Origin of the sequence: Aeromonas sp. 600276, assembly GCF_049175815.1 — a bacterium.
Taxonomy (GTDB): domain Bacteria; phylum Pseudomonadota; class Gammaproteobacteria; order Enterobacterales; family Aeromonadaceae; genus Aeromonas; species Aeromonas dhakensis.
The window spans coordinates 131,160-156,730 of the sequence record NZ_JAAKVU010000005.1 but is presented as its reverse complement, the minus strand read 5'-3'; the positions used below and the strand labels follow the sequence as shown (position 1 = coordinate 156,730).

The 25,571-nt window shown below is 51.8% G+C and carries 23 protein-coding genes; 12 read left to right on the top strand and 11 right to left on the bottom strand.

From position 1 onward, the window contains the following. From G5134_RS07015 to G5134_RS06975, 9 genes are read left to right on the top strand one after another with little or no spacing between them, the layout of a single operon-like run. On the top strand, positions 1-1,467 hold the full coding sequence (locus tag G5134_RS07015) for a glycosyltransferase (RefSeq protein WP_162513120.1): 1,467 nt from the start codon (positions 1-3) through the stop codon (positions 1,465-1,467). Next, positions 1,424-2,905 (top strand): glycosyltransferase, encoded by a 1,482-nt coding sequence (locus G5134_RS07010; RefSeq protein ID WP_197495631.1) that lies wholly within the window; start codon positions 1,424-1,426, stop codon positions 2,903-2,905. The genes G5134_RS07015 and G5134_RS07010 overlap by 44 nt, the downstream gene beginning before the upstream one ends. Beyond that, the gene (locus G5134_RS07005; RefSeq protein WP_156559953.1) at positions 2,895-3,857 is read left to right on the top strand and encodes a hypothetical protein; all 963 of its coding nucleotides are present in this window, start codon (positions 2,895-2,897) and stop codon (positions 3,855-3,857) included. Before G5134_RS07010 ends, G5134_RS07005 begins: the two co-directional genes overlap by 11 nt. Next, positions 3,848-4,321: a hypothetical protein gene (locus G5134_RS07000; protein ID WP_156559956.1), complete on the top strand. Its 474-nt coding sequence runs from the start codon at positions 3,848-3,850 to the stop codon at positions 4,319-4,321. Before G5134_RS07005 ends, G5134_RS07000 begins: the two co-directional genes overlap by 10 nt. 3 nt (positions 4,322-4,324) lie before the next feature. Further along, positions 4,325-5,317, top strand: coding sequence for a sulfotransferase domain-containing protein (locus G5134_RS06995; RefSeq protein WP_156559959.1), 993 nt, complete (start codon positions 4,325-4,327; stop codon positions 5,315-5,317). Positions 5,318-5,321: 4 nt separating this feature from the next. Then, entirely contained in the window at positions 5,322-6,614 is a 1,293-nt protein-coding gene (locus tag G5134_RS06990) for an adenylyl-sulfate kinase (RefSeq protein WP_197495632.1), read from the top strand. A gap of 53 nt (positions 6,615-6,667) precedes the next feature. Then, complete coding sequence (locus tag G5134_RS06985; RefSeq protein ID WP_082970178.1) at positions 6,668-8,992, top strand: PEP-utilizing enzyme; 2,325 nt, start codon at positions 6,668-6,670, stop codon at positions 8,990-8,992. 7 nt (positions 8,993-8,999) lie between these two features. After that, the gene (locus tag G5134_RS06980; protein ID WP_082970179.1) at positions 9,000-9,593 is read left to right on the top strand and encodes a gamma-glutamyl-gamma-aminobutyrate hydrolase family protein; all 594 of its coding nucleotides are present in this window, start codon (positions 9,000-9,002) and stop codon (positions 9,591-9,593) included. Position 9,594: 1 nt separating this feature from the next. Then, positions 9,595-10,317 carry an NTP transferase domain-containing protein gene (locus tag G5134_RS06975; RefSeq protein ID WP_082970180.1) on the top strand — a complete coding sequence of 241 codons (723 nt, stop codon included), beginning with the start codon at positions 9,595-9,597 and terminating at the stop codon, positions 10,315-10,317. 25 nt (positions 10,318-10,342) lie between these two features. Here G5134_RS06975 and pseC read toward each other — a convergent pair whose 3' ends face one another. The 11 genes from pseC to G5134_RS06920 form a co-directional block, all read right to left on the bottom strand. Next, positions 10,343-11,470 carry a UDP-4-amino-4,6-dideoxy-N-acetyl-beta-L-altrosamine transaminase gene (gene pseC / locus G5134_RS06970; RefSeq protein WP_065018477.1) on the bottom strand — a complete coding sequence of 376 codons (1,128 nt, stop codon included), beginning with the start codon at positions 11,468-11,470 and terminating at the stop codon, positions 10,343-10,345. Further along, the gene (pseB, locus tag G5134_RS06965; RefSeq protein WP_065018478.1) at positions 11,467-12,471 is read right to left on the bottom strand and encodes a UDP-N-acetylglucosamine 4,6-dehydratase (inverting); all 1,005 of its coding nucleotides are present in this window, start codon (positions 12,469-12,471) and stop codon (positions 11,467-11,469) included. The genes pseC and pseB overlap by 4 nt, the downstream gene beginning before the upstream one ends. 222 nt (positions 12,472-12,693) lie before the next feature. Continuing rightward, complete coding sequence (malZ, locus tag G5134_RS06960; protein ID WP_065018479.1) at positions 12,694-14,523, bottom strand: maltodextrin glucosidase; 1,830 nt, start codon at positions 14,521-14,523, stop codon at positions 12,694-12,696. Positions 14,524-14,528: 5 nt separating this feature from the next. Next, positions 14,529-15,377: an HDOD domain-containing protein gene (locus G5134_RS06955; RefSeq protein WP_017764864.1), complete on the bottom strand. Its 849-nt coding sequence runs from the start codon at positions 15,375-15,377 to the stop codon at positions 14,529-14,531. An 80-nt stretch (positions 15,378-15,457) separates the two neighbouring features. After that, positions 15,458-15,877, bottom strand: a complete 420-nt coding sequence (locus tag G5134_RS06950) for an META domain-containing protein (protein WP_017787065.1) — start codon at positions 15,875-15,877, stop codon at positions 15,458-15,460. Between the two features lie 176 nt (positions 15,878-16,053). Then, positions 16,054-17,415, bottom strand: coding sequence for a molecular chaperone (gene yegD, locus G5134_RS06945; protein WP_421231929.1), 1,362 nt, complete (start codon positions 17,413-17,415; stop codon positions 16,054-16,056). 106 nt (positions 17,416-17,521) lie between these two features. Further along, the gene (locus tag G5134_RS06940; protein WP_017781236.1) at positions 17,522-18,511 is read right to left on the bottom strand and encodes a 2-hydroxyacid dehydrogenase; all 990 of its coding nucleotides are present in this window, start codon (positions 18,509-18,511) and stop codon (positions 17,522-17,524) included. A 77-nt stretch (positions 18,512-18,588) separates the two neighbouring features. Next, positions 18,589-19,068: a CreA family protein gene (locus G5134_RS06935; protein ID WP_065018481.1), complete on the bottom strand. Its 480-nt coding sequence runs from the start codon at positions 19,066-19,068 to the stop codon at positions 18,589-18,591. A gap of 21 nt (positions 19,069-19,089) precedes the next feature. Further along, positions 19,090-19,536, bottom strand: a complete 447-nt coding sequence (locus G5134_RS06930) for a DUF962 domain-containing protein (RefSeq protein WP_065018482.1) — start codon at positions 19,534-19,536, stop codon at positions 19,090-19,092. A gap of 51 nt (positions 19,537-19,587) precedes the next feature. Beyond that, positions 19,588-20,445, bottom strand: coding sequence for a hypothetical protein (locus tag G5134_RS06925; RefSeq protein ID WP_065018483.1), 858 nt, complete (start codon positions 20,443-20,445; stop codon positions 19,588-19,590). Positions 20,446-20,619: 174 nt separating this feature from the next. Continuing rightward, the gene (locus G5134_RS06920) at positions 20,620-21,006 is read right to left on the bottom strand and encodes a TraR/DksA family transcriptional regulator (RefSeq protein WP_010635769.1); all 387 of its coding nucleotides are present in this window, start codon (positions 21,004-21,006) and stop codon (positions 20,620-20,622) included. A 468-nt stretch (positions 21,007-21,474) separates the two neighbouring features. Here G5134_RS06920 and G5134_RS06915 point away from each other — a divergent pair, with 468 nt between their 5' ends. The 3 genes from G5134_RS06915 to G5134_RS06905 all read left to right on the top strand — a co-directional run bounded on the left by G5134_RS06915 (position 21,475) and on the right by G5134_RS06905 (position 25,495). Continuing rightward, positions 21,475-22,806: a glutamine synthetase family protein gene (locus G5134_RS06915; RefSeq protein WP_005306624.1), complete on the top strand. Its 1,332-nt coding sequence runs from the start codon at positions 21,475-21,477 to the stop codon at positions 22,804-22,806. 175 nt (positions 22,807-22,981) lie between these two features. Then, a complete protein-coding gene (locus G5134_RS06910) occupies positions 22,982-24,343 on the top strand; it encodes an aspartate aminotransferase family protein (RefSeq protein ID WP_065018484.1) in 1,362 nt (453 codons plus the stop codon). A 54-nt stretch (positions 24,344-24,397) separates the two neighbouring features. Continuing rightward, on the top strand, positions 24,398-25,495 hold the full coding sequence (locus tag G5134_RS06905) for a polyamine ABC transporter substrate-binding protein (RefSeq protein ID WP_005306618.1): 1,098 nt from the start codon (positions 24,398-24,400) through the stop codon (positions 25,493-25,495). Positions 25,496-25,571 lie beyond the last annotated feature (76 nt).

The following is a 25,571-nucleotide window of genomic DNA, read 5'->3' as shown; positions in this document are numbered from 1 at the left end:
ATGAAGAAAGTGATTGTCTTTGGTGCTGGTGGGTTGTTTAGAGTGTTTCTGCCATTTATAAAATCCAGGTATCAACTGGTGGCTATTTCTGACAATGATACAACGCGACATGGACAATTTTCTGATGAGGTTAGGATTGTATCACCTTCGGATATTGTATATTTAGATTTTGAACTTGTTATTGTCACGAGCATGTATTTTGAAGAGATAAAGGAAAAACTCATTTCTCTTGGTTTAAATAATAATGTCATTGTAAATGTATATGATGATTATTTGATTCGTGAAAGTGTTGCTAATTATTTGAATGGGCATGATGAGCTCCTCATAGCCGTAAATAAAATATCATCCCTTTCATTAACAAAGAAAAGATTGATTGTGATGAACTCTTTAGGTAATGGGGGGGCTGAGAGAGCATTATTAAACTTATGTCGCAGGATTGAAGAGAAAGAAAAAATATTTCTGGTCGTCATTGAAGGGGGTGGAGAGTATTTTGATGCGCTTAGCCATATTCTTCCCGTAGTAGAGATCTTTTCATCTACCGAAAACAGGCTGCTATCTCGTTGTTTTTTTATGCATTTTTCCGCCAATGACATATGTGCTCGATTATTCGGCCAAAATGAATACGATATTGCTATTGCATATATTGAAGGACTTTCTACTTATCTTGTCTCAGGAATAAATAGCAACGATAAAGTCGCTTGTGTACATGCGAATCTATTTTCTCATCATATTAGTGCCCCTTATTACGCATCATTGAAAGCAGAGTATGATGCTTATGCTAATATGGACCGGCTTATCTTTGTATCTAATTCTGTCAAGAATGGGTTTAATGAGAGAATAGGATTGAGGGACTATGAGTCAAACGTAATAGGAAATATCTTTGATGTTGAGGTTATCACTAATAACTCCAACATGGAGAATGACTCTCAAATACTATATCCATATATCGTTGCTGTTGGGAGACTAGTTGAAGTTAAAGGGTTCGATAAGTTGATTCGAGCCTTCACCAAGATTAAAAAAAATGGTCAGGAAGATCTCAAGCTGGTTATTATAGGGGATGGTCCCCTAAAGTCAGCTCTGGATGACCTGATATCTACATTGGGAATGAAAGAGCATATTATTTTATTAGGAAAGAAAGAGAATCCCTATCCATATATTAAATCTGCTCAATGTTTAGTATCGTCCTCAGTTAGTGAGGGACACCCACTGTCAATTGGCGAGGCTATAATCCTCGGTACACCGATCATTGCAACTTGTTGTGAAGGGAATGTAGGGCTGCTAGCACATGGCCGTTATGGTTATCTATGTGAAAATGATGAGGATGGCTTAGCGTCAGCACTCTATAGTTTAAGTGTCATACCGATGCATCATGCGACCTTGATTTTTAAATCAACAGATGGTCAGAACAGCCTGTCTGGGAAAAATGAAAGTAATCAATGGAATGAGATGTTATCAGGGGAAAGATAGTATGAGGAAAAGAATAATTATATTTGGCTTAGGCAGTTTGTATAAACGAGCGATTATTTATATCAAAGATCTGTATGAAATAGTTGCGTTAACAGATAACAATCAGTCTCTGCATGGCACCATATTTGACGGAGTTTTGGTAATTCCTCCCTCTGAAATTTCATCAAAGAAATGTGATGGCATTATCGTCCTCAGTTCATTCTACAAAGAAATACATAAGCAGATAATTAGCTTTGGTGTTGATTCCACACTTATCAACAACGGTTTAAGTATTCTTGTGGATGTATTCAGACCTCTACTTGAAAGCGCCTTGATTAATAAAGGTGAAAACATGAATGACACCGAAAGCAACGTGTCATTTTTTATCGATACATTGGGTAATGGTGGCGCTGAAAAAGCTTTAGTTGATCTTACAAAGATGCTTTCAAACGAAAATATTTCAGCATCTATAGTGGTTACTTTTAATATCGGGGATTACTCCAGTTCGATCCCTAGCCGATTTCCAATAAGAACACTATTTGATTATAAAGATAAAGAGTTGATCGATCTTATTTTTACATTTGTTGAATGGCAAGTCATAAGAAAGATAGTAAAAATTCATGATAGTCAGATTGAAGTATCCTTCCTTGACGGGGTTAGCTCATGCCTTGTTGTCGCTGGCAGAGCAGGTAAAAAAATTGGGTGGGTGCATTCAGATTTATCTTATTATCTAGATAATGAGCAGAAAAAGAAAGAGGCATCGGCTTTATATTCATTGTTCACCGATGTTGTTTTTGTGACAGGAAATTCTAAAGTAGCATGGGAAAAGTTATTCCCTGATAATTCAAACATTAAAAAACACGTAATTTACAATCTGGTAAGTGTACAAGATATTACAGCTCATAAAGGAAAGTGTAGTCTAACATTTGATAAGCTGACATTTGTTGCTGTAGGGCGTCTTGATTATGTAAAAGGTTTTGATTTACTGATAGAGATCTGTCACAGATTAAATAATGAAGGTTATGATAATTATCAACTTCTTATTATCGGAGAGGGAAGTGATAGACCTCATCTTGTGAATAAAATAGAAGAGCTTCATATACCAAATATTAGTCTTTTAGGGCATCTTGCATATCCATATCAGTATATTGAGGCCGCTGACTTTGTTATCTCATCGTCCCGAGCAGAAGGTTTTTCTCTGGTCATTCTCGAAGCTCTCTTACTCGGCACCCCAGTGATTGCGACAAAAACAGCAGGCTCTATGGAGCTGATAGCTCGTTTAGGGGGAGGGGTACTAGTGGACAATAATATTGAAGCTCTTTATTCTGCAATGAAGAACGCATGTGAAGGAAAACTAAATAATACCCTTCCTCCTACCAGAGAAAGCTTCGAAGATATATATAGGGATACATGTGATGCAATAATAGGCATTCTGGGAGGCGGAAAGGATGTATTTTGATGTTACTGTTATGGCAGGCAATCGAGTAGGAACTGACTCACTTTGTAAATATATATCAAAACACCCAAGCATATATTGCCCAGGATTCTATGGTACGAAGTTTAGAGCTAACAAATATTCAGACAAAACATTTATTGATGTTATAGGCTGTAAGCGAAATGTTTTTATTTGGCATGATATTGATATCGATTTCATATACAGTGGTGATATACCATTAAAGAATCATCATTTAATTCATCCAATTCGACATCCATATGAGCAAGCTATCGCAAGTTATAACTCATTCTTACAACAGTTAGTTCTTGATAACAAAGATATCCCTGACGTTGAAGAGTATATTCTGCGAAATGGCGAATTATATTTTAATAGTTCATTACGCTGCTCCAAGTATTATGATAAATATGAAAAAGTGAAGATCGTTGATTTTTCTGAACTAACACGTTGCTCTGTAAATAGAACAATGAATGATATTTATCAATGGTTAGGTGTTGAGGAGTGTGCAAATTTTGTTGATGACTCTGTATTCAAAAAGAGCTACGTCGATACTTTCCTCGAAAAGTTACCATTACGAATAAGTTACAAGGGAATTTATTGGACTATACATTTTTTCAGGCTTGTTGATTTTATTCCAAAGTATTTTCATAAAATTGGCTCTATCAATACAGATGACTTTGGAATGTTAGAAATGTGTATGACCAAAGATGAGCTCTACATTAATAGGGCTCGGTACAATGACATAATAGCTAAAGAGTTGGAGTTAATTATTGAGAGTCATTTTTCAACATGGTCAGATGAGCTAAATCATAAACTTGATGTTTTTATGATGAAGAAGATAAATTCATTACCACAAAAAATTTATAGCCTTATTGATAACGAATGTGAAAGTGACTATGAAAAAATTATAGAATACTGCCCTAAAATAGAGATGTTATGGAGGGACAAATGGATATAAAGATAGAACTCGACTTTGAAGCTGTATACAGGACACTGGAATTAGATGGAGAGCGTGATAAAAATTCATTTCTTTCTATTACAAAATTAAATCAAGTGTTTAATCGATTGCACAAATCTAATGGTGCACCAGTGTATATATTCGGACTGGGTGTCGGTGGCCGCAACATAATCGGATCGATGATTTTTGATGGTATTCTCTCGGGAATAATTGATAATGATAGTCAAAAGTGGGGAGAGCATTACAATGGGTTGGATATATTATCTCCTGATATATTGAAAGACAAAAAAAATGCGTTGATCTTTGTGGTAAGTGATTGGTTTCATGATATAAGGCTGCAATTGATTAATATTGGAATCTCAAATGAAAATATTATAAATGTGATGCCAATATATACAGCGTACCAATGGTTGCTTGAGACATCCCCTATAGAGTATTATATATCATCATGTGAAGGGATATGATATATGGATGCTAAGAAACATGTAGACAAATATGATCTTTTCGTCATGTCTCTTGCTCGATGTGGTACAAATTTTATTTCAAGATGTCTAAATGGACACCCCTATATAAACCCTCTTGATTATACCAGGAATGAAATAGTAACAAGGCATCATAGGGTCGATATTTTTAATAACCACAGACTTTCATACTATCATCTTCATGTGGTAAATCATCTATCTCATTGGGATCTATTTAGTAAAATCCTTACAAAAAAGCACTTCTTATATACAATAAGGAACCCTCTTGACTTAGCTGTATCATTTTATAATTTTAGTTTATTACAATATTACTATGGCTATAGAGTGCAGCGTCCATCATTAGATTCTATTTTATTAAGTAGGGATTTTATGGTTCGCCAAAACTCTATTGCAATTGGTCTCAGCTTGGAATCTGAATTTCATCATTCAAAATGTATTGGTTTTTCCTCATTGAGATTGGATAAAGCTCAAAATACAATAAATGATATCTCACATTGGCTGGGTATTGAAAGCTACAATATTGATGATTTATCTAAGCAGGTCGAATCTTCCCTGTCACTTGTTTTATCTTTTATTCCTATGACTTTGATGGCTTATTCTAAGCAAGTTCAAATTTTTTTCTGTGAACATGAAGGTGGACCTGCAACGAGTGGTTTCGTAAAGCACATATTCAGAAGATATATCAAAGTAGTTGACGTTGATTTTTGTGAGTATAATAAGTTATATGGATTTGTAGATAGTGATTTCTTTGCGAGTATAGCAGCTCATGAGCTTGATAGTGTGCTCTACGAGCTAGGTTATAAAATTCGAACAGAATTTAAAGAATGGATTGAAATACCACTTTCAATGCTTCATTCTGCCCGGTCAGAATATATAGAACGTCTACCTAAAAGCATTGAAAATAAAATAATCAATTATTATAAACCCTACGTATCACAACTTTATAAATCCCATCCGAACATTTTGGATGAATGGTGAAAATATGGTCATATGGATTACTGGTCTTTCTGGTGCAGGGAAAACGACGGTTGCAAAGCATTTAGTATCTATACTAAAAAGTGAAGGAATACATGTCGTTCATTTGGATGGTGATATTCTTAGAGATATATTTTTTTCTGATATTACAGGGGATCCACATTCATCTGGTAATCGATTGAGAATTGCTTATAAATACTCGGCTCTGTGTGCCATGCTATCTAGACAAGATATAACTGTTGTGATGTCCACGATTTCTCTCTTTAAAGAGATTCATCAATGGAATAGGGATAATATCAACCCATATTTTGAAGTTTTTCTAGATGTGCCCATCGAAATTCTTCAAGAGCGAGATGTAAAAGGGATTTATGCTCGTTATGAAGAAGAGAAAATTAGTAGTATATACGGCTTAGATTTGGAATTTGATTATCCACATAACGCTGATATGGTATTTTGTCACAATGCTAAAATAACTGCTGAAGATATAGCAGAGAGAATTTTCAAACAAAGTTTATTGAAAATGGAGAATATTATGGCACCTGAGTCATCAGTAAAAGTAGAATGGGATTACACTGAACATGCACAGCACTATGATAAAAGAGCTGATTATAGTGAGCTTGCAATCAGCAAGTTGATTGCCATAACAGATTGTCAGCAGGACAAGCTTACTGCTGATATTGGGGCAGGTACGGGCAAGCTCACGAAGGAATTGCTAAAATTGGGTCTTACGGTTATTTCAGTCGAACCGAATGCTGCGATGCGAGAATTTGGTATCAAGAATACCTTGGGCCAAAAAGTTGAGTGGCGTATTGGTACGGGGGAAGAAACAGGAATAACAGATAGAGCCGTGCAGGCAGCATTTTTCGGAAGTTCCTTCAATGTTGTAGATCAACAAAGAGCATTAATTGAAATAAAAAGAATTCTGGAGCCAAAAGGTTGGTTTGCCTGTATGTGGAATCACCGAGATCTAGATGAAAAAATACAGACAGACATTGAGCTTATTATTAAAGGGAAGATAAAAAAATATTCATATGGTTCTCGTCGGGAAGACCCTACTGAGGCAATCAATAAATCCGGTTTGTTCGGTGAAGTAAAAAAAATAGAAGAGCGCTTCATCACTGAAATGACTCGAGATGAAATTTTGATTGCGTGGAAATCACATGCGACTTTGAGAAGAGAGGCTGGTAGTGATGCTGTGTTCGACAGCATCATTTCTGATATCGAGAACTATCTATCTTTACTTCCTGAGCCAGTACTTGTTCCATATTTCACAAGAATTTACACGGCTCAATTAAAATAATATGTTGTGGCCACTGTTTAGATGCAGTGGTCTTTTATTACATATGGTGACTAATGATGCTTAAATTTGGTACTAAAGCGGAAACACTGGCTACTTTAAATAGGGTCAGGCTAAGTGCGAGCATTCCATTTTCTATATATTTTTCTTATGGAGAATGGATTGAGAATCACCATGCTATCATAAGGTCAGTACACGATAACATTCCTGGTCGATTAATTGTAAGATCTAGTTGTTTGGCAGAAGATAACCATTTTCATTCTAATGCGGGGGCATTTCTCTCTGTTGCGAATGTCGAAATTGACTGTTTGGCATCAGCTGTCTCTAAAGTCTTTTCATCGTATGGCGATCACCCTGACGATAATGAACAGGTGTTAATTCAGCCAATGCTGGAGCATGTTGTCTTGTCCGGTGTCGCGTTTAGTCACGATCCAAGTACTTGCTCTCCTTATAGAGTGATTAATTGGCATGAAGGTAATGACACTGCTTTTATTACATCAGGATGTGGAGGGAAAATATGGGTCTCATCCAGTCATATCTCTTCAAATGAAATTGAAAATCCTTATATATCACAAGTTATAAAATTGATTGATGAGCTTTTGATATATTTTGGAGGGACGCCTGTCGATTGTGAGTTTGCTTTTACAAAGTCAGGTGACCGTTTGATCCTGTGGTTATTACAAGCCAGGCCTCTCATATTGAAAGCTCAACCTGACTCGGATAACGGGCATCATAATAAATTAAGGCAAATTGCAGATAAAGTGGAATTGGGCATGTGTGAACACCCATTTCTGATGGGCAAGAGGACGGTTTACGGTGTGATGCCTGATTGGAATCCTGCCGAAATAATTGGGTTAAGACCAAAGCCATTGGCTTTATCATTATATCGTGAACTTATAACAGATAGCACATGGGCCTATCAACGAAATAACTACGGCTATCGTAATCTTAGAAGTTTTCCTTTGATGCTACATTTTTATGGCATGCCGTATATTGATGTTCGCATATCATTCAACTCATTCATTCCTGCCAACTTGCCAGATAATATTGCCGGAAAATTGGTCGATGCTTATATAGAGAGGTTACTTGAGAAACCTTATTTACATGACAAGGTAGAATTCGAGATAGTTTACTCATGCTATACACTTGACCTTAATGAGCGACTACAGTCATTGAAAAATGAAGGTTTCTCTGAGCGTGATATAGCTAGTATTACTGAGCATCTCAAAGAATTGACCAACAAGATTATTGATCCGGAGTTGGGGCTTTGGAAAGAGGATGCAAGCAAGCTTGATATTCTTAAAGAGAGAAGAGAAATACTTCTGCAATCAAGCATTGGTACATTAGATACAATTTACTGGTTGATTGAAGATACCAAGCGTTATGGCACTTTACCTTTTGCGGGATTGGCACGTGCTGGTTTTATTGCGGTACAGTTTCTAAAGTCTCTGGTGAGAGTCGGTGTTTTTACTCAACATAATTATGATGCTTTCATGAATAGCTTGACTACAGTTAGTGGTCAGTTATCCCATGATAGAGCCATTTTAAGCAAGGAGCTTTTTTTAAATAAATATGGGCACTTACGCCCAGGAACATATGATATAGAATCACCCCGTTATGATGAGGCCCCAGATTTGTATTTTGATTGGAGCTCTTCGTCATCAAGTTCGACAGCAATAAATCCCCCTTTTTCGCTGACCATTAATCAAATGAAGTCAATATCTTCGTTGCTTAAAGAACATGGATTAAAGTCGGATGTGGTGGGCTTGTTTGAATTTTTGGAGTCAGGAATTGAGCTAAGAGAATGGTCTAAGTTTGAGTTTACACGGAATTTGTCAGATATAATTGCATTAGTCGGTTCTTACGGTGAGTCTTTAGGCTTTAGTCAAGATGAAATGTCATATTGTGATATTGCTGTCTTCAAGGAGTTACAAGTCGGAGCTATCAATCCAGTAGATTCTATTCGACGCTCGATTGATGTAGGAATGAGCAGATATAAAGATAGTTTGAAAATAATTCTACCTCCCGTGATTACATCACCGGATGATGTTTGGGGATTCGAATTGTCCGAAGCAAATCCTAATTTTATCACCCAAGGGATTACGACTGGACATGTGGTAACTGATTCCAATAAAGATAACTTCAGTGGAGCTATTATATTTATTCAGAGTGCAGACCCTGGCTATGACTGGATATTTTCATATCCAATAGCAGGCTTGGTGACCGCTTGGGGGGGGGCAAACTCTCATATGGCTATTCGTGCTGGTGAACTGGGTATTCCTGCAGTGATTGGTGCAGGTGAGGTTCTTTTCAAAAAATGGTCATCATTCAGCAGAATAACAATAAATTGTGCTGCTAAGAAAGTCGATATATTGAGTTGAACCAGATATGTTCAAAGTGATAGTTACTCAGCGTGTGGACCATCTCAAGGAACGGAATGAGAGTCGTGACGCTTTGGATGAGAATCTCTGTCGATGGGTGATAGCTGCTGGCGGGCTACCTTATCCTGTGTCTAATGTATTTGATGATACATTGCTACTTGAATATCTTCATCATATAGATCCTGATGCGGTCATTCTCTCTGGCGGGAATGATATTGGTGATTTTCAGTGTAGGGATAATACGGAGACCAAGATACTGAACTGGGCTCACTCACATAAAGTACCTACCTTGGGTATTTGTCGTGGAATGCAAATGCTGATCAATTGGTCTGGGGGGACATTGAATGAGGTAACCGGGCATGTAGGGCAAAGGCATAATATACATGGTGATATCTCTGCCAGCGTTAATAGCTTCCACCGTTACGGTGCATTATCTGTTCCCGAAGAGTTCAGTGTTATAGCAAGATCTGCAGAAGGCTGTATTGAGGCGATTGCACATAAAGATTGGCCGTGTGAAGGGTGGATGTGGCATCCAGAGCGAGATTTACCTTTTAGTCCATTATGGCTTGATCGATTTTATAAAATGGTGTCGAGAGGATAACATGACAAGAGCGATTATTTTGGCTGCAGGGCGAGGCAGCCGAATGAAAGAGATGACGGCAGAGAAACCAAAATGCCTTACCATACTGTATGGTAGACCTCTTCTAGAACATCAACTTTCAGCCTTAAGATCGGCCGGCATTACAGATATCGCAGTTGTAACAGGTTATATGAGCGAGGCTCTCACATCCTATGATTTAGTTGAGTTCCATAATTCAAGATGGGCTGAAACCAACATGGTTGCCTCACTATGCTGCGCGCGAGAATGGCTTATGGATGAGGAGTGTATTGTATCATACTCCGATATATTTTATAGTCCCAAGGCTGTAACGACCTTGCTTAATACTAATGATGATTTTGCTATTACTTATGATCCAAACTGGTTGAATTTATGGCGCCAGCGTTTTTCTGATCCCTTATCTGATGCCGAGAGCTTTAAGCTAGATGAGGAGGGCTATCTCATCGAAATAGGGAATAAAACCACAGATGCTGCTTTGATTCAGGGGCAATATATGGGGTTGTTGAAGTTTTCCCCTGTAGGTTGGGAGCGTGTAGAGAAATATCGTGAACAGTTACCTGTTGTAATGCAAGATAATATGCATATGACTGGAACTTTAAATTCAATGATTCAAGAAAATCATATAAAGATTAAAGCTTTTCCATATGAAGGAGAGTGGGGGGAAATTGATTCACCAGAGGACTTAGCGTGTTATAAACAATCATGAGTTACCATTGGGTAACTCATGATTATCAGAGATGTTGTGTCTGATAGATGACCTCTATCAGAGTCTCTTCTTGTTCCAATAAGGTAGGGTACAGCGGTAAAGTAATCAGTTGTTCGTAGAAGCATGTAGCCTCCCCACAATCACCTGTATGATAAGGATGATCCCCTATCGGGATGTAGTGCACATTTACGCCTATGCCATGTGCTCTGAGCTTTTCGAACTGTGTTTTACGATATTTCGCTGGAACTTTGATAACAAACAGGTGCCAAGCTGAGAGTCGATTATTACGGTCTGATAGAACTTCCAAGCCAAGACGTGGTAATTCGGCCTGATAACGTGCAGCAATTTTCCGTCGTTTAACCAAGAATTCCTCGAGTCGAGCCATCTGACTCAACCCTAATGCAGCCTGGATGTCGGTCATGCGGTAGTTGAAGCCCAGCATTTGCTGCTCGTAGTACCAGGGGCCGTCCGGCTCATTGATGAAGTCTTCCGGCTCCCGGGTGATGCCGTGGCTGCGTAGCATGCGCATGGTTTTGGCGAGCGCAGGGTCGTTGGTCATCGCCATGCCACCCTCGCCGGTGGTGATGATCTTCACCGGGTGGAAGCTGAAGACGGTGATGTCGCTGTAGCGGCCGTTGCCGGTGGGTTCGCCGTGATAGCGGGCGCCGAGAGCGTGGCAGGCATCTTCTATGATCCGAAAGCCGTACTCTTGTCCCAGGCGATGGATCTCCTGCATGTCGCAGGGCAGGCCCGCGAAGTGTACCGGGATGACCACCTTGGGCAGACATCCTTGAGCCTTGGCTGCTATCAGCTTGCGCTCCAGCTCGATGGCACACATGTTGCCGGTATCGGGCTCGATGTCGACGAAGTCGACCTGAGCCCCACAATAGAGAGCGCAGTTGGCCGAGGCGACAAAGCTGATGGGGGAGGTCCAGACCCAGTCACCCGGGCCGACACCCAGAGCCAGACAGGCGATATGCAGGGCGGCCGTACCTGAGTTGACCGCCACCCCGAAGCGGGCTCCGCAGTAATCCGCCACTGCCTGCTCGAAGCGGGGCACCACAGGCCCCTGGGTCAGAAAATCTGACCTCAATACTTCGACCACGGCTTCGATATCCGCTTCGCTGATCGACTGTCTGCCGTACGGGATCATTCCATTACCACCTTGCTGTTCAATGCTTTCAGCTGCTCAACCGTCAGGAAATCATCGTTGTCTCGGGAGTTGTATTCGAATCCCTGGGCCACCATGGTTCCCTTTTCACCCGAGGCGGTGACGGAGAAGTCGTTGTTGCGGTTGTTGAAGTTGATGGTCGGCCCGATGATGAAGAAGTCGTCGAACTCGAAGGTGTGGTAGGAGTCGTCACACGGGCACATCACTTCATGCAGTTTCTCACCCGGGCGGATGCCGATGATCTCCTGCTCCAGCTGAGGGGCCATGGCGGTAGCCAGGTCGGTGATCCGCACCGAGGGCAGCTTGGGCACGAAAATCTCACCCCCCTTCATGCGCGGGAAGTTGTTCATCACGAAGTCCACTCCCTGCTGCAGAGTGATCCAGAAGCGGGTCATCTCGGCGTGGGTGATGGGCAGGGTGGTGGCGCCCTGATCGATCCGTTTCTGGAAGAAGGGCACGACCGAGCCACGCGACCCCACCACGTTGCCGTAGCGCACCACCGCAAAACGGGTTGGATCCTGACCGGCGATGTTGTTGGCGGCGACAAACAGCTTGTCGGAGGCCAGCTTGGTGGCGCCGTACAGGTTGATGGGGTTGGCGGCCTTGTCGGTAGAGAGGGCGATCACCTTCTTGACCTGATTGAGCAGGGCTGCCTGGATGACGTTCTCGGCCCCGTGGATATTGGTCTTGATGCACTCCATGGGGTTGTATTCGGCGGCCGGCACCTGTTTGAGCGCCGCTGCATGCACCACATAGTCGACCCCGCGCATCGCCATGGTGAGCCGGTTGGCGTCCCGCACATCGCCGATGAAATAGCGCATGCAGGGGGCGTTGAAGACCTGCTGCATCTCGAATTGTTTCAGCTCGTCGCGGGAGTAGATGATCAGCCGTTTCGGCTTGTAGCGTTCCAGCACTGTCTTGACCAGCATCTTGCCAAACGAGCCAGTGCCGCCGGTAATCAATAGGGTTTTATTGTCGAACATGACGGATTCTCGCTAGTGATGCCAAGTGACAAGCAATTTATGTGCCTTGGGCCAGTTTAGCCGAAAAGGGGCTGATGCGGCCTTGTATGATGCCAGTTTTATTCCACTCTGAGTGAACTAACTAGATGATTCATAGAGAAATCCAACCCAGCTCAAACAACTTTATGCGATTTCGGGGGCTTTAACAAAAAGCGGAACACAGGGGTTCCGCTTTTTTGACGCCTAGCTGGAGAGCAGCACTCTGGCCGAGTTGGCGGGGATGGTGAGCTGAACCTCGCCCTGCACCACTTCGAACTTGTCGCCGTTGAAGGCGTCGGTGAAGCGGCTGGCGGGACTGGCGGTCTGCCACAGGGGCAGGCTGATGGTGCGCGGCTCGCTGGGGTGACGGTTGCAGGCCACCACCACCTGATCGCTTTGCAGGGTGCGGGCGAACACATAGCTGTGGGGGCCGGCATAGAGGGTCTGGATGTCGCCGCGGCGCAGGGCCGGACGCTGGCGGCGGATCTGGATCAGCCGGCGGTAGTGGTCGTGCAACACGTGATCCCAGGCAGTGGTCTCCCACGGGAAGCAGCGGCGGCAGTCCGGATCGTTGCCACCAGAGAGCCCCACCTCGTCGCCGTAGTAGATGGACGGCACGCCGATATAGGTGAGCAGCAGGGTGGCGGCGAGCCGCATCCGCTGCTTGTCTTCCCCCAGCAGATGGAGGAAGCGGGCGGTATCGTGACTGTCCAGCAGGTTGAACTGGGCCAGCTGGTTCTTGAACGGGATATGGGCCCGCGTCAGTTTGAGCCAGCGATCCAGCTCTTCGGCGCTGATCTTGATGGGGTGGTAGGCGATGTCCTGGCCAGCCAGGAAGGCGCGGATCGGGTGGGCGAAGCCGTAGTAGTTCATGGCGCCGTCCTCCTGATCCCCCTGTAGCCACTGGCTCGCCTCGAAGAAGTGCTCACCCAGCACGTAGGCGTCCGGGTTCTCCTGCTTCACCGCGCCGCGAATGGCGCGCACGTGGCCGCGGTTGCCCTCGGCGGTGCCGCGCTCCCCCAGCATGTGGATGACATCGAAACGCCAGCCGTCGATCTGGTAGGGGGCGCGCATCCAGTAGCGCAGGATGGCGTCGTCGGCTCGGTAGACGGCGTCCTGCACCTGTTCGCTGGAGAAATCTAGCTTGGGCAGGCTGCGGATGCCCTTCCAGCTGACGTAATCCCCTTCGTTGTCAAAGGTGTAGAAGCTGCGCCACGGCGAGTCAGGGTTGCGCTGGGCCCCCAGCGGCGGGCAGAACCAGGGGTGTTCGGTGGAGGTGTGGTTGACCACCGCATCCAGGATGATCTTCATGCCGCGCTGGTGCAGGTTGCGCGTCAGCTCGGCGAATTGGGCGTTGGTGCCCAGATGCGCATCCACTTTGAAGTAGTCCTGGGTGTCGTACTTGTGGTTGCTCGGCGAATCGAAAATGGGGTTGAGGTAGAGCGCCGTCACCCCGAGGGACTGCAGATAGTGCAGCTTGGCATCGATGCCCGCCAGATCGCCGCCGTAGAACTCGCAGGCGCCGTGGCCCTCTTCGTGGCGGCTGACCGGCTCGCCCCACGCCTTGCTGATGACCGCCTTGCCGCGGTACTCGTATTCGTGATGCTTGACGCTGAGGGACGGGTCGCCGTTGCAGAAACGATCCGGGAAGATCTGGTAGAACACCTGATCCTGCACCCAGGCCGGCGGCTGGTGCAGGCTGTTGAAGCGAAAATGCTGTTCCCGCGGCGGCATGGCCGAGCTGACGCCGGCGCCATGCAGCCACCACTGCTCCTCGTCGGTGAGACACTTGAAACAGTAGAGGTGGATATCCTGCCCCTTGTGAAGCGGCAGGGTGCCCTGCCATACCTGCAACCGATCGCGGGTGGAGACCGCCGTCATCGGGATCAGGTACTCCTCGTTGTCCGGCTCGTGGCGCAGCCACACCTCGCGGATCGGCGCGTCCAGCTCGCTGAACAGGGTGAGTTGCAGGGCGTCGGCGCTCTCTTTGAACCAGGGCGCCACCTGGGGATGAAACAGAAACGGATGGGTCATGATGCTTATTGAGTCAGAAGATCGGCGAGGGCATTACCCTGTTCATGCAGTGTTTCGAGCTGACCGGCGAGGGACTTGGGATCCAGTCCCAGCTGGTCGGCCAGCGGCTTGGGGAAGCGAGCTATGATGGCCTGGGCCGGCACCCCGGCGTTCCAAGCGAAGGAGATGAAGACTGCCAGGCGGATCAGTACCGCCTCCTTGCTGACCGGATCGTGGGAGAGGGGATCCAGCTGCTGGGAGATGGCGTCGACGAAGGCCTCCGACAGGTTCCAGCGCCGCGCCAGCTCGGCACCGAGCTGGGCGTAGTCGTAACCCAGCATCTCGCGCTGGGCCTCGACCCGGCTGCTCCCTTTCTGGATCGCCAGATTGATGAGCTCCGCCTCTTCCGGCAATGTGCTCTGGATCAGCAGCTCGCCGATGTTGTGGATGAGGGCGCAGGTGAAGGCTGTCTCGGGGTCGAGCACCTTGGCCTCCTGGGCCAGCGTCTTGGCGATGGTGGCGACCTGGAAGGTCTCGGTCCAGAACTTGTTCTTGTCGAAGCTGGGAGGGGCCTTGAAGCTGCCGATGATGCCGGAGGCGACCACCACGGAGCGCAACCGGTTGAAACCGAGGCGGATCACCGCCTGTTCGATGGAGGTGACTTCGTTGCCGCGGCGCAGGGCGGCCGAGTTGGCCATTCGCAGCACCTTGACGCTGATCACCTGATCCATGGCGATCTTGGCCGCGATCTGGTCGATGCGGGCATTTTCATCGCTGAAGCTCTGCATCAACTCATGCAGCAGCTGTGGAATAGTGGGGAGTTGTTTGATCTTGTCAAACAGACGGTCCATCGACATGGCTGAGGCAGCCTCCATTGCGAGCACTGCCTCATATTGTGCCACAGGCGGGGCACATGTTCCTGTTTGTGATCCGGCTTTGTGATGCGAAGGGGGGGTTACAGCACCCAGTCGCGCAGGGTGTATTCCAAACGATGCCGTTTTCCCTGCAGGATCAGGGTCTGGGTGGTGCCATCCAGGGTGGCCCCTTCGGTGAGGGTGGTCAGCACCGCCTGCTCCACCGCATCGAGCGGGGCCTGGCAGGCCATCTCTGTGCTGCCCAGACTGGTCACCCAGAACTTGTTCCCCTCGAGGTGGCCCTGACCGAAGTAGCGGTTGCAACCGGCGATGCCGTTGACGGTGAAGTGCTCACCTATCTCGAAATCGGGCGGATTGTCTCGCGCCGCGGTGACGGGTTGGCCATCCAGCTTGTCGAGCACCCAGTGGTGGTGCTGCAGGTCTTGCGAGGCAAAGCGGGGAGTACTGCTGCAGGCGCTGAGCAGAAGCAGGGCGAGCAGCAGTAGCAAGAATCTGGGCATGAAAGGGCTCCGGTAGTGGGAGTGACAAGCATACCCTCTGTGCGGCCCCCCAGGCAGGGCAAGGGGGAGTGCCCCCGACCGCTTCTGTCGTCCCGCGGATTGGGCCTGTGTCGTTAAATGGCAACACTGGCCTTGCAAAGAGTGCCAGCGTCGTCGCCGGCTCCCCCGCCGGGGCGTCAGTTGCCGAACAGCCGCTCGGCGTAACGGGCCAGACCGGAGGCGACCGAGCCGAAGTCATCGCCCCCTTCCAGTGGCACCTGGGGCAGCTTCTGGCGGATGAAGGCCTGGATGAGGGGCGAGCGGGCGCTGCCGCCGGTGATGAAGACCCGGTCCGGCTGGACGCCGGCGGCGGCGATGGCTTCGTCCATCAGCTCGCCGATCTTCTCCAGCAGCGGGGTGGAGGCGCTGGCCAGCTGATCGCGCCTGAGCTCGGCCGTCAGCCCGCGCTCCAGCTCGGCCAGAGATTGCTGGGCCGACTCCTCCTGGGAGAGGGCGATCTTGCCCTGCTCGGCGCGCCACACCAGCTGGTGGCTCAGCTTGTGGGCACGCAGGCTGGCGAGGCGCCCCAGCTTGCTGCCGGGCAGGCTGTCGAGCTGCAGATCCTGCAGCTGGCGGCCCGTCTCCAGGCTGTAGAAGCGGCTCTGGGCGCTGACGTCGTTGATGGCGGCGGCGTCCCAGAACAGCGGGTGGGGCAGCGGCTTGCCGGTCTTGAGGGTCTCGTGCATGCCGAGCAGCGGCATCATGCCCTCCACCGTCAGCCGGATGTCGAAGTCGTTGCCGCCGATGCGCTGACCGCTGTGGCCGAGCAGATCGCCGCTGCGATCGAGCTGGGCGCGATGGCTCGGGCCCATCCGCAGCACCGAACAGTCGGTGGTACCGCCGCCGATGTCCACCACCAGCACCACCGCATCCTCGTTGAGGCGGGCCTCGAATTCGAAGCCGGCTGCCACCGGCTCATAGAGAAACTCCACCTGCTCGAATCCGGCGAGGCGCGCCGCCTCGCTCAGGATGGCGATGGCCTGACGGTTGCTCTCTTCCCCCGCCAATCCCTGGAAGTTGACCGGGCGGCCGACCACGGCCCGGCGAATTGGTGCGCCGAGCTGCTGCTCCGCCTCGCGCCGCACGTGCAGCATCATGGCGCAGACGATGTCTTCGAACAGGGCGATCTGCGGTGCCTTGAGGCCGTAGGCGCCGAGGAAGGATTTGGGCGACTTGATGTAGTAGCCGTCGTCCGGCTCTTCCAGATAGCGCTCCAGCGCAGCGGCGCCGAAGCTGAGCTCGTCGATCAGCCCCTCTTCGCGTATCTGGCGGCGTACCGCCTGGGCCCGGGTTACCACGGGGCCGCGCAGCTTGAGGTACTCGCTCTGCTGGGCAGGCGCCAGTCCTTCGGCCAGCAGGCCGGCGATGGCATCCCGATGGGGGGCGTGCAGGGTGGAGGGAAGATAGTGGGCACCGCTCAGGTTCAGCAGCCGAGGGCTGCCTTGTTCCATCACGGCGACGGCACAGTTGGAGGTACCGTAATCAAATCCGATAAACATGGGCAGCCAGACTCCTGAGCAAAAAAGGGCTGGTAGCCTACCCGAAGGCGCCGGGTCTCACAACCCGGCGCAAGGCAATGAACCGCTGAGGGGCAGGGGAGGCCCCTTATTCCACCTCGTTGTCAGAGCGGCCCTGACTGTCGATGGCGCGGATGTTGCTGAGGGTGGTGTCGGCGATGGCGTGCAGTGCCTCCCGGGTCAGGAAGGCCTGGTGACCGGTGAACAGCACGTTGTGGCAGGCCGACAGGCGACGGAACACGTCATCGGTGATCACCTCGTTGGACTTGTCGGCGAAGAAGAGATCCTCCTCCTCCTCGTAGACGTCCAGCCCCAGCGCGCCGATACGGGCAGTCTTGAGCGCCTCGATGGCGGCGTTGGAGTCGAGCAGGCCGCCCCGGCTGGTGTTGATGATCATCACCCCGTCCTTCATCTTGGCGAACGCCTCCTTGTTCAGCAGGTGGTAGTTCTCCTTGAACAGCGGGCAGTGCAGGCTGATAACGTCGGACTGGCGGAACAGGGTATCGAGATCCACATACTCGGCGCCGAGATCGATGGCCGCCTGGTTCGGATAGGGATCGCTCACCAGCAGGCGCATGCCGAAGCCCTTGAGGATGCGCAGGGTGGCGATGCCGATCTTGCCGGTGCCAATGATGCCGGCGGTGCGGCCGTGCATGTTGAAGCCGACCAGCCCCTCCAGCGAGAAGTTGGCGTCACGGGTGCGCTGATAGGCTTTGTGGATGCGACGGTTGAGGGTCATCATCAGGCCCACCGCGTGCTCGGCGACCGCTTCCGGGGAGTAGGCGGGTACTCGCACCACCTTCAGCCCCAGCTCCTTGGCGGCGGCCAGATCCACGTTGTTGTAGCCGGCGCAGCGCAGGGCGATCACCCTGGTGCCGTTGGCGGCCAGCTCGGTCAGCACCTCGCGGTCGGCATCGTCGTTGACGAACAGGCACACCACGGGGAAGCCGTGGGCCAGCCGGGCAGTCTTGGCCTCCAGCCGCACGTCGAAGAACTCCAGTTCATAACCGTACTGGCTGTTGGCCTGATTGAAGTGCTCTTTGTCGTAGCTCTTGGTACTGAAAACGGCGACTCTCATGGTGCGCTCTCCGCAGATTATGATGTAGTTAAATTACAACAAATATGGGTCGTCATCACGGGATAAATGGTGGGGATTCAGCCCCACGGCATGATGGGCACGGCGCTGACCGCACTCTTGTAAGAACCATCCACCAGCTTGGTGCTGTAAGTCAGATAGACCAGCGCATTGCGCTTCTGATCGTAAAAGCGCACCACTTTCTGCTCCTTGAACACCAGCGAGGTGCTGACGTCGAACACCTCTTCTCCCGCCTTCAGCTTGGCGGGCAGGGTGATGGGACCGATCTGGTGGCACGACAGGGAGGCATGGGAGGGATCTTCCGCCAGCCCGAGCCCGCCTTTGACGCCGCCGGTCTTGGGGCGCGCCAGATAGCAGGCGACGCCGTCGATGCGCGGGTCGTCGAACGCCTCCACCAGGATCTTGTGGTTGGGGCCAAACAGCTTGAAGGCGGTGCTCACCTCGCCGACGGGGTCGGCCTTGTCGGCCAGCACCGGGCCGGCAATCAATGCGCCCAGCAGCAGCGGCAGGGCGCGAGCAAGGGGGTGACGGTATCTCATGGTCTCTCCTGTTGGCTTCCCTCAGTAGGGAATGCCCAAACGACGATAGAGGCTGGCCAGCACCCAGGCGGGGCCGATCAGCAGAAATTGCAGGTCGGCGAGGAAGGAGGGGCGCTTGCCCTCGATCTTGTGACCGACGAACTGGGCTATCCAGAGCAGCACGAACCCGGCCAGTGCCGGCCACAGCAGCGGGCCCTGCCAGCTGTGGCAAGCGATCAAGCCCAGCGCGGTCAGCACCGCCATCCCCACGAACAGCGCAAGCGACAGCCGCAGGTAGAAGGCCAGCACCGGAATGGCAGCCAGCGCAGCCCAGTTGAGCGACGGTGGCAGCGGCCCGGCTGGCAGGCACCAGAGCAGGGCCAGGGCGCAGAGATAGATACCCGGTACCGCCAGCTTGTGGATGGTCACATTGACCAGGTGTTGGTGGCTCTGGCCGTACAGCTCAAACCACTCCTCGATTCCCTTCATGGCACCTCCCTGGCGCGCTGTGTGTGCCACCCCGGTTGAGGTGGCCGACTCTTATCCCTGCGGGGGATACTCCCAATATTGGGCCGGAATGGATTTTAGCAACGGTGTCATGTCGGGATTGGGCAGGGCGATGGTGACCCGCCGCTCGAGATTGGCGCTGGCCAGCGCCTCGCGGATCTTGGGGTTCTCCCGGAAGAATTTCATGAAGCTGCCGTCGGCATAGGCCCGCTCAAGCCCGGTCTGAATCGCCTTGGCCAGTTTCGGCGCCTCGGGACTGACGAAGAAGAACTCGGCGAAGGGGTAGCGGATCAGCAGATGCTGATCGATGACCAGGTTGGGGTATTGCGCCACCAGCTCGCTGCGCTCGGCGAAGATCTCCACCAGGTTGCGCGGGAAAAAGTCCAGCTTGTCACCGTCGTTGATCAGCCGAAACAGGTTGCTGTAGCGCCCCGAATAGGTGGGGATGCCGGCGTTTTCCAGGATCTTGTTGTCGGCCCAGCCCACCCCTTGCGCCGCCTTCAGCTTCTTGAGATCGGCCAGCGAGTTGATCTGGTTGAACTTCTCCTGGGCATCGGCGTGGATGAAGGAGAGCCGCAGCCCTTCCAGACCGCGAAACAACGGGATCGGCACGGCGATGAGGGAGGATTCGAGGGCGCTGGAGGTTCCCATCCAGAACACATTGATGGTTTTGCCCTTGCTGAGCTGCTGCTGCAGGCTGTACTGGTTGAGGTTGAGTTCGACCTGCTGGATGCGAAACGGCTGGTCGGCATGGGTGAGGGCCAGTTCCAGCAGCTTGAGCTGGTACTCTTTGTCGAGGTCGTTGATCGGTCGGCTGGGCACCTTGACCGTGAGGGTCTGTGCTTGTGCCAGCAACGGCAGACACAAGCACAGTTTGAGGAACCATTTCACTCTCTGCTCTCCTGTAGATTCCGGGGCTTGCCCGGAGTCTAACAGAACTTGTCACTCTGTTGCTGCGCCGCCATGGCGCGGGGAGCGACGAGGCAGGGAACCCCGCCTGCATCGAGGCAGACAGGGCCTGCTCGTCATCCCGCCGGCGAGCGCCAGTGACGGTGCCGGGAGGCGTCAGGCGACGCGACGATACACGTGGGTATCGTTGAACTCCTTGGTGCTCTGGCATTCGACGCAGAAGCGGGACTCGGGACGCGCCTGCAGTCGCTTGAGGGAGATCTCGTCACCGCAGGATTCGCAGTAACCGAAATCCCCTTCGCTGATGCGCTTGAGCGCACCACGCAGCTTGCGCAGATGCAGCTTGTCATGCTCGATGCGGTTCAGCTCCAGACGGCGGGCTTCCTCGATGCTGGCACGGTCAATTTCATCAGCCATCTCGTTGGTATCGGTGGCGATGGCCTGGCTGGCCTGGGAGTTGAGGCGATCTTCGAGTTCGAGGATCTGGCGCTCGATCTGTCCCTTGTAAAAGGCCAGTTGGTCTTCAGTCATGAAATCACACATACGATTTACTACCAGTCAGTTTACTAACCCAATTATCCCTGTTTATGGGGGCTGTCTGCCTGCAGACCAAGCCCTGTGTCCTGTATTTGCACCAAATCCATGCAGGAGAGTGCAAATCAGGGCGGGCCTTGTACCAAAAAAATGCAGGCATGCAAAGCAAAGAGGACAAGGATTGTGCGCCCTTGCAAAAAAATGGCCCAATTCCGACAGGGTCTGACTGAGAACATACGGGGGTAACACGCCTCGTTGGCACCGGCTTTGCAGTAAGTCGTTACCATGACAGGGTGTTTAGTATTTGTCCCCGCCATGGTCATTATATGCGCCGTTATTTATAGTTTTTTAAACACCACCGCTTGACATTGCCCCTGATGGCGGGCTTTTATGGTGGTGTTGATTACAATTTGATAACAAGGGTGTTCCATATATTAGACACCCTTGCCAATGGCAACCGTAGAGTCGGGGTTTAACATGGACAGTATCAAGGGCTGGATGGAGAGCAATCGCATCACGGAAGTGGAGTGCCTGTTTCCGGATTTCACCGGCAATGCCCGAGGCAAGATCATTCCAGCCAACAAGTTTCTGCGCGAAGGGGGCATGCGCCTGCCCGAGGTCATCTTCACCCAGACGGTGACCGGCGAGTATCCGGATGACGACAGCATGATCGACCCGCTGGAGCGGGACATGCAGCTCTATCCCGATCCCAACACCATTCGTTTCGTACCCTGGGCACTGGAGCCCACCGCCCAGGTGATCCACGACTGTTTCGACATCAATGGCAAGCTGATCGACATAGCGCCGCGCTCCGTGCTGCGTCGGGTCCTGTCATTTTACGAGAAGCAGGGCTGGAAGCCGGTGGTGGCCCCCGAGCTGGAGTTCTACCTGGTCAAGCGCAACGAAGACCCCGACTATCCGCTGGTGCCGCCCACCGGCCGCAACGGTCGCCCCGAGACGGCCCGCCAGTCGTTCAGCATCGACGCGGTGAACGAATTCGACCCCATCTTCGAGGACATGTACGACTACTGCGAGGCGCAGGAGCTGGAGGTGGACACCCTGATCCACGAATCCGGTGCCGCCCAGATGGAGATCAACTTCCTGCACGGGGATGCCATCGATCTGGCCGACCAGGTGTTCCTGTTCAAGCGCACCATGCGCGAGGCGGCCCACCGTCACGGGATTTACGCCACCTTCATGGCCAAGCCGATGAGCGACGAGCCCGGTTCCGCCATGCACATTCACCAGAGCCTGGAAGATGAGAATGGTCGTAACCTGTTCGGGGCCGAGAACGGCGGCAACTCCGAGCTGTTCATGCACTTCATCGCCGGCCTGCAGAAATACACCCCGGCGGTGACCGCGCTGCTGGCCCCCAACGTCAACTCCTACCGCCGTCTCACCTTCGGCGAGAGCGCGCCGCGCAACGTGCAGTGGGGGGTGGAGAACCGCACCTGCGGGCTGCGGGTGCCCTTCTCCGAGGCCAGCGCCCGCCGGGTGGAGAACCGCTTCGCCGGCGCCGATGCCAACCCCTATCTGGCGCTGGCCGCCACCCTGGCCTGCGGCTACCTCGGCATGATGGAGAAGCTGGAGCCGCTGCCGGAGATGAAGTCGAGCGCCTATGAGCTGCCCTACAGCTTGCCCCGCTCGCTGGAGGAGGCACTGAGCCACCTGGAGCAGTGCGATCCTATCAAGGAGATGCTGGGCGAGCGCTTTACCCGCGCCTTCGTGGCGGTGAAGCGCAAGGAGTATGAAACCTACTTCGGGGTGATCAGCCGCTGGGAGCGGGAGTTCCTGCTGCTGAACGTGTGACCCGGATGCGTGCTTGACGCGCATCGGCCTGCCGGGAGCGCCCGGGGGCGTTCCCGCTCATATCGACAATGCCGGGGCCAAGGTCAGGCTCTCCCACGCGTGAGTGGGGGAGCCCCCCTCCCTCATCCGTTGACGAACAAACATCGCTTACATCGAAGGAACCGAGGAGCAAGCAATGCAGCACACCACCCGTGAGTGGCAGCAACTGGAAGCCAGCCATCATCTGCATCCGTTTACCGATTTTCAGGCGCTGAACAAGAAAGGCAGCCGCATCATCACCCGTGCCGAGGGGGTCTATCTGGAAGACTCCGAAGGCAAGCGCATTCTGGACGGCATGGCGGGCCTGTGGTGCGTCAACCTGGGTTACGGTCGCCAGGAGCTGGTGGACGCCGCCACTCACCAGATGCAGCAACTGCCCTACTACAACCTCTTCTTCCAGACCAGCCACCCGCCTGCCGCCGAGCTGGCGACCCTGCTGGCCGAAGTGACGCCCTCCCACCTCAACCACGTCTTCTTCACCGGTTCGGGCTCCGAGTGCAACGATACCGTGCTGCGCATGGTGCGCCACTACTGGGCCAGCAAGGGGCAGCCGGAGAAGCAGGTGATCATCAGCCGCCACAACGCCTACCACGGCTCCACCGTGGCCGGGGCGAGCCTGGGCGGCATGAAGGGGATGCACGCCCAGGGCGGGCTGCCGATCCCCGGCATAGTGCACATCGATCAGCCCTATCACTTCGGCGAGGGGCAGGGGATGAGCGCCCACGAATTCGGCCTGGCCCGTGCCCGTCAGCTGGAGGAGAAGATTCTGGAGCTGGGGGTGGACCAGGTGGCCGCCTTCATTGGCGAGCCGATCCAGGGCGCCGGCGGCGTCATCATCCCGCCCGACAGCTACTGGCCCGAGATCCAGCGCATCTGCGACAAGTACGGCATCCTGCTCATCGCCGACGAGGTGATCTGCGGCTTTGGCCGCACCGGTCACTGGTTTGCCAGCGAGGGTTTTGGCATCAAGCCGGACCTCATGTGCCTGGCCAAGGGGATCACCTCCGGCTACCTGCCGATGGGGGCCGTGATGGTGGGGGACAGGGTCGCCAAGGTACTGGTGGAAGAGGGGGGCGAATTCAACCACGGCTTCACCTACTCCGGTCATCCGGTGGCCTGCGCCGTGGCCATTGCCAACATTACGCTTATGCAAAACGAAAGCATAGTTAAGCGAGTTCATGATAGTATCGGCCCCTATTTGCAGCGTCGCTGGGCGGAGCTGGCGGACCATCCGCTGGTGGGCGAAACCCGTGGCAAAGGCCTGGTGGCCGCGCTGGAAATAGTGCAGGACAAGCAGACCAACAGCCGCTTCCCGGCTGGGCTGCAGGCCGGTATGACCTGTCGGGAGTTCTGCTTTAACAATGGCTTGGTGATGAGGGCGGTCGGCGATACCATGATCATATCGCCCCCCTTGGTGATCACCGAGGAACAGGTGGATGAATTGGTCAATCTGGCCAGGCTCAGTCTGGATCTGACGGCGGCAAAGCTGCGGGGATAGGCGGGCGCCGGGCAGGTTGGCTTGCGCATACAATTTGCTTAGGAGACAAGGACGATGTCTTTCAAAACGGGAATGATTGCAGCCTCGGTGGCGCTGGTCATGATGAGCGGCGCGGCGATGGCCGAAGACAAGGTGTTGCACGTCTACAACTGGAGCGACTATATCGCGCCAAACACCCTGGAAGACTTCCAGAAAGAGACGGGCATCAAGGTGGTCTACGACGTGTTCGACAGCAACGAGGTGCTGGAAGCCAAGTTGCTGGCAGGCAGCTCGGGCTATGACATCGTGGTGCCGTCCAACCCCTTCCTGGCCAAGCAGATCAAGGCGGGCGTGTTCCAGAAACTGGACAAGTCCAAGCTCTCCAACTGGCAAAACCTGGATACCTCGTTGCTCAAGGCGCTCGAACCGAGCGACCCGGGTAACCAGTACTCCATTCCTTACCTGTGGGGCACCATCGGTTATGCCTACAACCCGGAGAAGGTGAAAGCCGTGCTGGGTGACAAGGCACCGGTGGACTCCTGGGATCTGGTGTTCAAACCGGAAAACATGGCCAAGCTGAAGGAGTGCGGTGTCTCCTTCCTCGACTCGCCGACTGAAATGCTGCCGGCCGCCCTGCAATACCTGGGCTTCAAGCCGGACAGCCAGAAGCCGGACGAGCTGAAGAAGGCGGAGGAGCTGTTCCTCTCCATCCGTCCCTACACCGCCTACTTCCACTCCTCCAAGTACATTTCGGATCTGGCCAACGGCAACCTGTGCGTGGCGGTCGGCTATTCCGGTGACTTGCAGCAGTCCAAGTCCCGGGCGATCGAGGCCAAGAACGGCATCAATCTGACCTACGTGATCCCGAAAGAGGGGGCAGGCAGCTTCTTCGACATGCTGGCCATCCCGGCCGATGCCAAGAACGTGGAAGCGGCCCATGTATTCCTGAACTATCTGATGAAGCCCGAGGTGATCGCCCAGATCTCCGACGCCGTCAGCTATCCGAGCGGGAACAAGGCCTCCGTGCCGCTGGTGTCCGAGAAGATCCGCAACGATCCGGGCATCTACCCGAGCGACGAGACCCTCAAGAAGATCTACACCTTCCCGGATCTGCCGGCCAAGGTGCAGCGTCTGATGACTCGTAGCTGGACCAAGATCAAGTCAGGCAAGTAAGTGAAGAGTGCCCCTCCCGGTCCGCAGTTCGGCCGGGAGGGTGGTGACCCACCCGACAGGTTGGACGGCGCGTATG

Excerpts from the sequence above, each read along its gene's own strand:
- G5134_RS07015 (WP_162513120.1), top strand. The coding sequence starts at position 1 with ATGAAGAAAGTGATTGTCTTTGGTGCTGGTGGGTTGTTTAGAGTGTTT.
- G5134_RS07010 (WP_197495631.1), top strand. The coding sequence starts at position 1,424 with ATGAAAGTAATCAATGGAATGAGATGTTATCAGGGGAAAGATAGTATG.
- G5134_RS07005 (WP_156559953.1), top strand. The coding sequence starts at position 2,895 with ATGTATTTTGATGTTACTGTTATGGCAGGCAATCGAGTAGGAACTGAC.
- G5134_RS07000 (WP_156559956.1), top strand. The coding sequence starts at position 3,848 with ATGGATATAAAGATAGAACTCGACTTTGAAGCTGTATACAGGACACTG.
- G5134_RS06995 (WP_156559959.1), top strand. The coding sequence starts at position 4,325 with ATGGATGCTAAGAAACATGTAGACAAATATGATCTTTTCGTCATGTCT.
- G5134_RS06990 (WP_197495632.1), top strand. The coding sequence starts at position 5,322 with ATGGTCATATGGATTACTGGTCTTTCTGGTGCAGGGAAAACGACGGTT.
- G5134_RS06985 (WP_082970178.1), top strand. The coding sequence starts at position 6,668 with ATGATGCTTAAATTTGGTACTAAAGCGGAAACACTGGCTACTTTAAAT.
- G5134_RS06980 (WP_082970179.1), top strand. The coding sequence starts at position 9,000 with ATGTTCAAAGTGATAGTTACTCAGCGTGTGGACCATCTCAAGGAACGG.
- G5134_RS06975 (WP_082970180.1), top strand. The coding sequence starts at position 9,595 with ATGACAAGAGCGATTATTTTGGCTGCAGGGCGAGGCAGCCGAATGAAA.
- pseC (WP_065018477.1), bottom strand. The coding sequence starts at position 11,470 with ATGATCCCGTACGGCAGACAGTCGATCAGCGAAGCGGATATCGAAGCC.
- pseB (WP_065018478.1), bottom strand. The coding sequence starts at position 12,471 with ATGTTCGACAATAAAACCCTATTGATTACCGGCGGCACTGGCTCGTTT.
- malZ (WP_065018479.1), bottom strand. The coding sequence starts at position 14,523 with ATGACCCATCCGTTTCTGTTTCATCCCCAGGTGGCGCCCTGGTTCAAA.
- G5134_RS06955 (WP_017764864.1), bottom strand. The coding sequence starts at position 15,377 with ATGGAGGCTGCCTCAGCCATGTCGATGGACCGTCTGTTTGACAAGATC.
- G5134_RS06950 (WP_017787065.1), bottom strand. The coding sequence starts at position 15,877 with ATGCCCAGATTCTTGCTACTGCTGCTCGCCCTGCTTCTGCTCAGCGCC.
- yegD (WP_421231929.1), bottom strand. The coding sequence starts at position 17,415 with ATGTTTATCGGATTTGATTACGGTACCTCCAACTGTGCCGTCGCCGTG.
- G5134_RS06940 (WP_017781236.1), bottom strand. The coding sequence starts at position 18,511 with ATGAGAGTCGCCGTTTTCAGTACCAAGAGCTACGACAAAGAGCACTTC.
- G5134_RS06935 (WP_065018481.1), bottom strand. The coding sequence starts at position 19,068 with ATGAGATACCGTCACCCCCTTGCTCGCGCCCTGCCGCTGCTGCTGGGC.
- G5134_RS06930 (WP_065018482.1), bottom strand. The coding sequence starts at position 19,536 with ATGAAGGGAATCGAGGAGTGGTTTGAGCTGTACGGCCAGAGCCACCAA.
- G5134_RS06920 (WP_010635769.1), bottom strand. The coding sequence starts at position 21,006 with ATGTGTGATTTCATGACTGAAGACCAACTGGCCTTTTACAAGGGACAG.
- G5134_RS06915 (WP_005306624.1), top strand. The coding sequence starts at position 21,475 with ATGGACAGTATCAAGGGCTGGATGGAGAGCAATCGCATCACGGAAGTG.
- G5134_RS06910 (WP_065018484.1), top strand. The coding sequence starts at position 22,982 with ATGCAGCACACCACCCGTGAGTGGCAGCAACTGGAAGCCAGCCATCAT.
- G5134_RS06905 (WP_005306618.1), top strand. The coding sequence starts at position 24,398 with ATGTCTTTCAAAACGGGAATGATTGCAGCCTCGGTGGCGCTGGTCATG.